8 protein-coding genes and 1 tRNA gene are annotated in these 8,905 nt (G+C 70.9%); 6 read left to right on the top strand and 3 right to left on the bottom strand.

Annotated elements, in window-relative coordinates; genetic code table 11:
- Positions 1-100: 100 nt before the first annotated feature.
- Positions 101-325, top strand: a complete 225-nt coding sequence (locus tag A7A76_RS05775; protein ID WP_206410299.1) for a hypothetical protein — start codon at positions 101-103, stop codon at positions 323-325.
- A gap of 158 nt (positions 326-483) precedes the next feature.
- On the opposite strand, the gene A7A76_RS05770 is transcribed toward A7A76_RS05775, so the two are convergent.
- Positions 484-2,049, bottom strand: a complete 1,566-nt coding sequence (locus A7A76_RS05770) for a hypothetical protein (protein WP_206410298.1) — start codon at positions 2,047-2,049, stop codon at positions 484-486.
- A 387-nt stretch (positions 2,050-2,436) separates the two neighbouring features.
- Positions 2,437-2,512, bottom strand: a tRNA-Phe gene (locus A7A76_RS05765).
- 258 nt (positions 2,513-2,770) lie between these two features.
- Between A7A76_RS05765 and A7A76_RS05760 the strand changes: the two genes are divergently transcribed.
- Together A7A76_RS05760 and A7A76_RS05755 are read left to right on the top strand one after the other, a co-directional pair.
- Positions 2,771-3,208, top strand: a complete 438-nt coding sequence (locus A7A76_RS05760; protein WP_206410302.1) for a DUF6491 family protein — start codon at positions 2,771-2,773, stop codon at positions 3,206-3,208.
- 420 nt (positions 3,209-3,628) lie between these two features.
- Positions 3,629-3,991, top strand: a complete 363-nt coding sequence (locus tag A7A76_RS05755; RefSeq protein WP_206410297.1) for a hypothetical protein — start codon at positions 3,629-3,631, stop codon at positions 3,989-3,991.
- Positions 3,992-4,362: 371 nt separating this feature from the next.
- Here the strand turns inward: A7A76_RS05755 and A7A76_RS05750 are convergent, their stop codons facing one another.
- Positions 4,363-5,754, bottom strand: a complete 1,392-nt coding sequence (locus A7A76_RS05750; protein WP_241200749.1) for a S8 family serine peptidase — start codon at positions 5,752-5,754, stop codon at positions 4,363-4,365.
- 360 nt (positions 5,755-6,114) lie between these two features.
- Here A7A76_RS05750 and A7A76_RS05745 point away from each other — a divergent pair, with 360 nt between their 5' ends.
- The 3 genes from A7A76_RS05745 to A7A76_RS05735 form a co-directional block, all read left to right on the top strand.
- Positions 6,115-7,017 (top strand): DUF6689 family protein, encoded by a 903-nt coding sequence (locus A7A76_RS05745; RefSeq protein WP_241200748.1) that lies wholly within the window; start codon positions 6,115-6,117, stop codon positions 7,015-7,017.
- 64 nt (positions 7,018-7,081) lie between these two features.
- Entirely contained in the window at positions 7,082-8,002 is a 921-nt protein-coding gene (locus A7A76_RS05740; RefSeq protein WP_206410296.1) for a GAF domain-containing protein, read from the top strand.
- Positions 7,999-8,905: protein kinase domain-containing protein (locus tag A7A76_RS05735; RefSeq protein ID WP_206410295.1), on the top strand; the 907-nt coding region annotated here is incomplete at its 3' end. The genes A7A76_RS05740 and A7A76_RS05735, both read left to right, overlap by 4 nt.

The following is an 8,905-nucleotide window of genomic DNA, read 5'->3' as shown; positions in this document are numbered from 1 at the left end:
GGCCGGCCCCGCCCCCGCGGGCGCCGTCGCGGCGCGCGCCGCAGGCGCCCGCCGCATCCGCAAGCGCAGTCCAATCGTCCGTTTATCAAGGAGAGAACCGATGAAAGGCTTGTCCGCCCGCCGCACGATGCTGTTCGCCGCCGTCGCCCTGTTCGGGTTCTCGGCCACGGTCTACGCCGCCTGCCAGGACCGCTGGTGCACCAAGAACTACAACCAGTGCCTCATGGAGGGCCGCGCCGACGGCACGCTCACCGACGCCGAATTCCAGAAGTGCTTCGACGAATGGAGCAAGTGCCTGCTGGCCAACGGCTGCCAGGCGCCGTAATCGCGCGGCCCGCGCCGGGCTTGCCTCGCGCATGCGCGCAAGCCCGGCGTTGCGGCCGTGCGACCTCGGCCGCGCGCTGCCGGCTCGCAGGCGCGCCAGGCAGGCGCCGCATCGAAACCCGCCGCATCGTTCGGCGCGGCGATGCGGCATCGACGCGATCACATGGTCCTGACCTGCACCTTGTGCTGCTCGTTCGACTGATTCGCCTGATTCGCCTGATTCAACTGCGTCGCCGAAACCGACGGCAGAGTGGTCTGTGCAGCGAGCTGGGTCGCCTGGGTCTGGCCCGGCCGGAACGGCTCCACGCCCTGCACCGACACCGGCCCGGACACCATCAGCTGCGGGTACTGGAACAGCTTCACCAACTGCATCGTGGCGCGATCCTTGGCCGCCCCCTCGCCCGGCGCCGTCGCCTCGTTGAGCATGCCGTAGAGCTTGTAGTCCTTGTTCTGGGTCGGATCCACGCTCTTCTCGCCCTTGGACAGGCCATAGGCGGCCTTGTACAAACCGAGCTCGACGTTCGCCTTCAAGGCCTCCAGCGAGTCGCCCTTCACGAACACCCGGCGGGCGGAGTCGTAGCTGTCGGTTTCGGTGCCGAACTTGCGCGTGGCGGTTCCCATCGCCGGCGTGCCGCCGCTGTAGCTCGCGAGCCCTTCCTTGCCCTCCATCCGCGCCTTGACCTCGGCCTCGCTGCCGCCATGGGTCGGACGCACCGGGTCGCGCAAGGTCAGCAGGGTCAGCCGCTGCGCGCCGTCCTGGGTCTGGTTGACCAGCCCGGGCAGATTGAAGCTGAAGGACTGCGCGTCCTTGGCGATCGGCGAACCGGCGATTTCGGGTTTCTCGCACAGATAACGGGTCGCCGACAGCATCTGCTTCTGCATCTCGGGATTGGTCGCCGGATACACGTTGAAGAACGCGAAATCGTGCGACTTCAGATAGCGCGTGTTGTACTCGGAGGTGTGCGACACGCTCTGCGGCTGCGACTTGTTGTTGGTCAGCGCCTGGGCGAATTCCTGGATCTGCTCGCGGTCGGAGGTCGCCAGGATGTGCCCGGCGATGGGCCGGTTGCTGGCGTGCGAGGCGATGCCTTGCGCATAGCGCTCGCCGACGTCGGCGACGAACGCATCGATCTTCTTGCCGAAGGTGTCGCTCATGCCGTTGGCGGCGTGCAGTTCCTTGTACTTGGCGATCTCGTCGCGCATCTCCTGCAGATTGGAGCGCGAGATCGCCTCGAGCTTGCCGACCGAACCGAGCTTGTCGAAGCCATCCGCCGCGCGCGCCGGATGGCCGGCGAGCATCGGGCTGGCCAGCAGCGTCTTGGCGTCCTGCTCCGGATCGTGCGGGCGCGCGTAGCCCGCGTACAGCTTCTCCTCGACCCGGTCGCGATCGAGCTTGCCCTCGGTCGTGGTGCCGCGCATCAGCGAGGCGGCCATCGCCATGCGCTTGTCGGGATTCAGCGCGTCCACTTCGCGGCCGATGCGCTCGTAGGCCTGCGACATGATTTCCTTCGCCCGCTCCGGCGCAACGTCCTTCGGCGGGAAGTTGAAACCGACCACGAGCTTGCCCTTGCCGCCGCACAGATCGCGGTAGCAACTCTCGTCCTTCAGCACGGTGTTGAGCCATCTCACCGTAGTGTCGCTCTCTTTCTTCGCCGCCTTGTCGCCGGAAAAGTAGAACCCCTGCGCGTCCTGCAACACGACCTTCAGCTGTGCGCCCGTGCTCACTGGTCAATCCCCTTTGTTCGATATCGATCCGAAACCGGATTCGGCGCGAGCGCGAGGCTGGGCCGAACGATGCGAAAGAGTAGCCATGCTTTGCCTGCGCCGGAGCGGCCCGCATCGCCAATCCGTGATGGCAATCGCGGCGATCCGGCGCGACGTCGATGCGCTTTACGCGAATGGGCGGAAACGCGCGCGACGATGCGTCGGTTGCGCGACGGCGCGCGCATACGGCGCGTGTTCGAGACCGCCGCAGCGGCGACAAGATGGGCCAAGCGCGCGCCGCGACGACGGGCCTGCCGCACGACGGATCGCGGGCAAAAAAAAACCTCCGCGAGGGAGGTTTCTTTGACTCTGCGGACCGATCGGAAAAACCACCGCAGATCGAAATCGTGGTGGCCGGGGAGGGAATCGAACCCCCGACACGGGGATTTTCAATCCCCTGCTCTACCAACTGAGCTACCCGGCCAATTCACGGGCAACCCGTGAGAGAGGCGGCATGATACGGAGGCTTTCGGCGGATGGCAAGCCTCCCCGCCGCTGAACGATTCGGGCCGCCGATGCGGCGGCCGCGCGCGCCGGGCGCATGATGGCGGCGCAAGCCCCACCGGCGGCTTGGCCGCCAAAGGAAACCCGTATGAAACGCCTGCTTTCGCAAGGTTCGCGTGCGCAGTCCGCGCGTTCGCCGGCTGCGCATCCGCATGTTCCGCGGCGCCGCGGCGCCGCGTTGTCGGCCGCGGTATTGGCCGCGGCCTTGCTCGCCGGTTGCGCCAGCTCCGGCCCCAAGCTCGACGATGCCCAACGCCTGGCGCTGTATCGCCAACACGCCGGCGCGCCGGTCGATCGCTTCCAGTACTTCGGCAGCATCGACGGCTGGACGCCGCTGGGCGACAGCGCGCTGGCGCTGTGGACGCGACCGAACCAGGCCTATCTGCTCGAGCTGCAGGGCCGCTGCCAGGATCTCGACTTCGCCCAGGCGATTTCGGTGACCAACCAGATGGGCAGCGTGCATCGCCGCTTCGACAAGGTCATCGTGCTCGGCCAGCAGTCGATCAAGATTCCCTGCTTCATCGAGCGGATCCTGCCGCTCGACGTCAAGGCGTTGAAGCAGGCGCAGAGGGAGATGCGCTCGGCCGGGACCATGCCGGAAGAGCCGAAGTCCTGAGCCAGGGCGGCAACGCGCGGATGCGGCGGCGATGCGCGCCGCGCCTGCGCGGATGCCGGGCGCGACCCCTGCGTGGAAACACCCAGGACCGCCCCTGCTCCCGGGTCGGTCAGCCGACGCAGTCCGCATCCTCGGCGTGACGGATGTCAGAAAAATCCTACACGCCGCCGCGCTGTCGGCCGACTGTGCCGGCCGGGCGCCCAGGCGCAATCTGTGCGGGCCCCGGCAGCACGGCCATGCGACGACACGGACGCCGCTCAGCAAAGGACGAGGCCGCCGCCTTGAGCAAGCGATGCTGCGGAGCTGGGGCCACTGATTACAGAAGTTGGGGTTAGCGGCAATGCACGGCAAACAGGACGTGGCGCCGACGGTCAGGACGGCCGTTCGGTCGATCCCGCGAGGAGTGCGCGGGGGGCGTGCATGAAGGCAGCGATCTGGGTCCAGGATTCGTTCCGCGCGCTGCCGCGCTATCTCTTCGTACTGACCGCCGTCTCGGCGCTGGCGCTGTTGGCCCGAGCGGCGGTTCCTTCTTCTGTCCCGTCCCCACCCCGACTCCCTGAGCCCGTCGCTTCGGCCTTCGCCGTCGCGGCGGCCGCCGCCGCGCTCGATCCGGCGCCGCGCACGGCCCGCCGGCCGATGACGCCGATCGCGGCATCGCCGCTGGGCCCTACGCTCCCTGTACAGACGCGCCTGCCTGGGCCGTACCGGCCGGATTCGCGTACGCCGACGCATCTGCATTATTTCGCTGCGGCGCAGACGCCGCTTGCCGCGCCCCCGCATTGACGGCGCGGCGGCCGCGTTCGCGCTGAGCGGCCCGTCGGCGTCGCCTCGCGCGGCGCGCCCCTCGACGCTCTGCTGTCGGCCATCGCCCGATGCGCCGCCCGCGCCCATCGGCACCGCACCCGCGCAACCGCGTCGCCGCCAAAAAAAACGGATGCCCGCACCTTCCCGGACATCCGTTCATGACAAGCGCTGCACTGCTTCTTCCAGATCTGCGGAGAGATCGCCCGCAGCGCCGGGGACGCGACGCTGCGGGCGGAGAACGGGCGGGGTTCGCCACCCACCCGAACGGGGCGACCGGCCCGCGCGCGCACCCGCCGCGCGCGACCGGCCTGCCGGCGGTTACCGGCGTTGAATCGACGACGGCCGGACGCTCACCACGCGTTGGCCACGCCCACCGCCTCGTAAGCGTCGACGTGGCCGCTGCCGACTTCGAAGCGCTGCCGCCCGGCCATCGGATTGGCGGTCTGGGCGAGGATCTGCTTGACCTCCAACGGCTTGAGCGAGGGCTTGGCTTCCAGCAGCAGGGCGACGATGCCGGCCACGTGCGGCGTCGCCATCGAGGTGCCGCTCATGTGGGTATAGAACGGTGCGCGCGCGCCGAGCGCGGCGTCCTGCTGCGCGGCCAGCAGCGGCAGCGCGCCGGTCAGCGCGCGGGTGGAGACGATGTCCACGCCGGTGGCGACCAGGGTCGGCTCGTTGACATAGGTCCAGCGCTGCCCGTCGGACATGGTGAAGCTTGCGCTCTCGCCCGGATTGCCGCGCGAGGAGAAGTCGGCGAGCGTGCCGTCCTTGTTGCCGGCGCCGACCGAGATCACCCACGGCGCCTGCGCATACGGGTTGTGGGTGTTGGCGTCGGGACCGTCGTTGCCGGCGGCGAACACGCTGACGATGCCGTTCTTGTAGGCCTCGTAGCTGGCCAGGTTGACCGGGTCGGTCGGGTCGAACGCGCCCGAGCTGCCCCAGGAGTTGGAGATCACCCGGATCGGCGAGGCGAAGCTGTTCTTGTGCGAGATCGCGTAGTCGTAGCCGCCGACCGCGTCGAGGATCGAGATCACCGCGCCGGAGCCGTAGCCGACCAGGTCCGCGCCGGTGGCCACGCCGCGGTACAGCCCGCCGGACTGCGCGCCGCTGCCGCCGACGGTGCCGGCGCAGTGGGTGCCGTGGCCGGAGCTGATGTCGGTGTTGAGCTGGTTCTCCAGCACCGTCACCGGCAGGAAGTCCAGCAGCGAATGCAGGTTGGTCAGCGCCTGTACGTTCTGCACCACGCGCTGGCCGTACTTGAGGTCGGCGTGGGTGGCGTCGATGCCCGAGTCGTTGATCATCACCGCCACGCCGCGGCCGGTGAACGGCACGGTGCGGCCGAAATCGCCGGGATTGGCCTGGACCCGATTGACCCCGGACAGCTCGCGCGCTTCCTGGTTGTAGTAGCGCAGCGGCTTGTTGAGATGGATCGACAGCACGTCGCCGCGCTGGGCCAGGGCGCGGATCTGCGCCGGGGTCGCCAGCGCGCCGGCGATCGGCAGCGCGCGCATGCTGACGCCCTGGCCGATGCCGAGCAGCTTGAGCGCCTGCACCTGGGCCGCACGCAACGGACCGGGCTGGTCGTAGGACACCACCACTTCCAGCGGGGCGGCGGCGTCGGCGGTAGCCAGGGCGCGCTCGAGCGCGGCGTCGAGGCGGGCGGCGGCGAGGCTGACGCCGCTGGCGGCCATGCCCAGGGCCAGCGCGGTCAGCTTGAGAAGGGTGCGGCGGTTGCGTTGCATATCGTGCGGACTCCCCTGGCGATCCCCGAACATCGGGTGAGCCACCTTGGCCCGGCCGCGACCGGCGGCGACATCCGGAAGACCGCCCAGCCGGCATGGGGGAAAACCCCTACAGACCGGCGACCGGACGCACAGTAGCCTCGGGATCGCGGTCGCCCGGCGCGAACGCGGGCGCGCGGGTTCATGTGCGTGCGACGGGTTCCGGGTTACCGTCGCGACGGCCGCCGCGGCCTGCGATCCGGACGCCGCCGCGACACCGATACGATCCTGACGCTCCAGACCAAGCACGCCTGCTCCAGACCCAGCACGCCCGTTCCAGACCACGCACGCCCGCGACGACGCACAGGGGACCGCCACGACATGAGCCACACCGACCCAACCCCGCGCGCCACCCGCGCCGCGCGCCGCGCCCTGCCCCGGCTGGCCGCCTGGATCGTCGCCGTCGGGCTGTTGCTGGGCGCCGGCGCCGCCGCCGCCCAGATCCCGCTGCCGGTGACGGTCGCCGCCGCCGGCAACCACGCCGAAGCGACCGTGCGCCTGCCGTTCCTGCCCGGCTGGCCCGGACCGGTGCTGGCCGAACTGCTGCTCGACTTCGACGACGCCAGCGGGCTCAGCCCGGCCAGCCTCGGCGTGTCGGCGCGCACGGTGAGCCTGTACGACCCGAACCTGATCGCGCGCCTGCCCGACACCGACCTGACCACGATCCCCGGCAGCCTGCCGCTGCTGGTGACGGTGCAGCCGCCGCTGTCCGGCGGGCTGACGTTCAAGGGCAGCGGCCGCGCCGAAATCCACACCCACTGGCTGCCCTACGCCGCCGGCACCCGCCTGCGTTTGTTCAAGGCGCCGCTGGGCGGCGCGTTCTACGACATCACCGACGAAATCGCCGCCGGCAGCGTGCGCGCGCGCGGCACCTACGGCGGTTTCTCGCAGTTCCTGATCCTCGCCGACGGGCGCCCGACGCCGGTGGTGATCGCTTCCAAGCTGCAGCGCCTGCGCGATCGCGTCGACCTGCTGCCGGCGAGCGAACAACCCGGCTTCGACGCCCTGCTCGACGACGTCGAAACCGCGCTGGCGGTGCCCGACTACGCCGCCGCGCTGGCCGCCGCCGACGCCGTGCGCGCGCGCGCCGTCGCCCGCGGCGGCAGCTTCATCGACAACGAGTGGCGGGCCACGCGCACCCATCGCAACGATGCCGGCGAACTCGTCGCCGGCGCTGCGACCTTGCGCTTCAGCCTGGCCTACCTGCGCGACTACGGACCTTGAGCGCGCCGCCGCGGCGCCGCGCCGGCGCCGTCGCGATCGCGAAAGTTGCGCGTAAGATGCGGCCATGCCGGCGCGCCTGATCGTTTACCCGCCCGAAGCCGCAGCCATCAGCCGATGGATCCCCGCCGGTTCGCGTTTGCGCATCGGCCGCGATCCCGTGTGCGAGCTGCGGATCGACCATCCTTCCGTCTCGCGCCAGCACGCCGAGCTGATCCACGACGACGAGGGCTGGCGGCTGCTCGACCTGGGCAGCAAGAACGGCTCGCACGTCGACGGCATCCAGGTCGTCCAGGCCCTGCTCGAACGCAGCGAAGGCTGGCTGCGCTTCGGCGACGTGCTGTGCGAGTTCTCGCTGCACGACGAGGCCGAAGCGCGCGCCTGGCAGGAACGCGAGCGCGAGCGCCGCGCGCTGTCGGCGGCGTGGACGCGGCGACTGGAAGGCGGCGGCGCCGACGCGCCCGCCCCGGCCGACGAGGTTGCCGGCGCCGGCGCCGGCCTGGCCGACGACATCCTGCGCGGCGTGGTCGAGCTGGCCGGCTGCAGCCGCGGCTTCGTGCTGCTGGCCCAGGGCGAGGACTTCCTGGTCCAGGCCAGCCTGTCGCTGGAGCGCGAAGACCTCAACGCGCGCGCCTTCTCCGGCAGCGTCGGCGCGGTCCAGCGCTGCCTGCGCGAACGCCAGCCGGTGGTGGTGAACTGGATCGACGACGACCCGTGGCTGGCGCAGCGCTCCTCGGTAGTCACCGGCGGCCTGCAAAGCCTGGTGTGCCTGCCGCTGCTGCACGCCGGGCGCGTGCTCGGCGCGGTCTACGCCGACCGCCGCGGCGCCGGCGAGGCGATCAGCCAGTTCGACCTGGAACTGCTCGCCGCCTTCGCCGACAGCGCCGCGCTGTGGCTGCTGGCGCAGCGCGCCTTCGACGCGCTGGAACCGGCGGCTGCGCCGCTGCGCTGGGCCCGCGTGGTCGGCGCGCAGGCTACGTCGTCGTGACCGACGACGCCACCGCGACCGGCCGCTACGCGGGCCGCGGCCTCGCCCCCGGCAGCCTGCTGGCCGGACGTTTCCGCATCGAAGCCTTGCTCGGCCTGGGCGGCATGGGCGAGGTCTACCGCGCCTTCGACACCACCCTGGACATCCAGGTCGCGCTCAAGCTGCTGCGCCCGGAACTGGCCGCGCGCAGCGATGCGTTCGAACGCTTCCGCCAGGAACTGCTGACCGCGCGCCAGGTGTCGAGCCCGCGCGTGGTGCGCATCCACGACCTGTTCCGCCACGAAGGCCAGTGGCTGATCGGCATGGACTGGATCGACGGCGAAGCGCTGGACCGGCGCCTGGACCGCGACGGCGCGCTGGCCGTCGACGCCGCCGTGCGCATCGCCCGCCAGATCGCCGAAGGTCTGGCCGCGGCGCATGCGCGCGGGGTGATCCATCGCGATCTCAAGCCCGCCAACGTGCTGCTCGACCGCAACGGCGATGCGCTGATCGCCGACTTCGGCGTGGCCCGCTCGCTCGCCGGCAGCGGCCTGACCCAGACCGGCGCGATCGTCGGCACCCCGGATTACCTCTCGCCCGAGCAGGCGCGCGGCGAAGGCGCCGACGCGCGCAGCGACTTGTACGCGCTCGGCCTGATCCTGCACGAGATGCTGACCGCGCGCATGCCCTTCGCCGGCGGCACCGCCAGCGAAGTGCTGGCCCAGCGCATGCTGCGCACGCCGCCGCCGGTGGACCGGCTGCGCGCGGATACGCCGGCGTGGCTGGTGCGGTTGATTGACCGCCTGCTGCGCCCGCAGCCCGCGCATCGCCTGGCCGATGCCGAGGCGGTGATCGCCGCGATCGACCGCCGCCATGTGCCGCGCGATTGGCGGCCAAGCCGGCGCGCGTGGATCGGCCTGGCCG

The sequence above is a fragment of the Lysobacter enzymogenes genome (genome assembly GCF_017168095.1).
GTDB classification, from domain to species: Bacteria; Pseudomonadota; Gammaproteobacteria; order Xanthomonadales; family Xanthomonadaceae; genus Lysobacter; species Lysobacter enzymogenes_D.
Note: the sequence above shows the minus strand (reverse complement) of the source record. Positions and strands in the feature narration are given on the sequence as shown.

Bases quoted from the DNA above. Each gene is read 5' to 3' on its own strand.
- A7A76_RS05740 (WP_206410296.1), top strand. From the start codon at position 7,082: ATGCCGGCGCGCCTGATCGTTTACCCGCCCGAAGCCGCAGCCATCAGC.
- A7A76_RS05755 (WP_206410297.1), top strand. From the start codon at position 3,629: ATGAAGGCAGCGATCTGGGTCCAGGATTCGTTCCGCGCGCTGCCGCGC.
- A7A76_RS05775 (WP_206410299.1), top strand. From the start codon at position 101: ATGAAAGGCTTGTCCGCCCGCCGCACGATGCTGTTCGCCGCCGTCGCC.
- A7A76_RS05745 (WP_241200748.1), top strand. From the start codon at position 6,115: ATGAGCCACACCGACCCAACCCCGCGCGCCACCCGCGCCGCGCGCCGC.
- A7A76_RS05750 (WP_241200749.1), bottom strand. From the start codon at position 5,754: ATGCAACGCAACCGCCGCACCCTTCTCAAGCTGACCGCGCTGGCCCTG.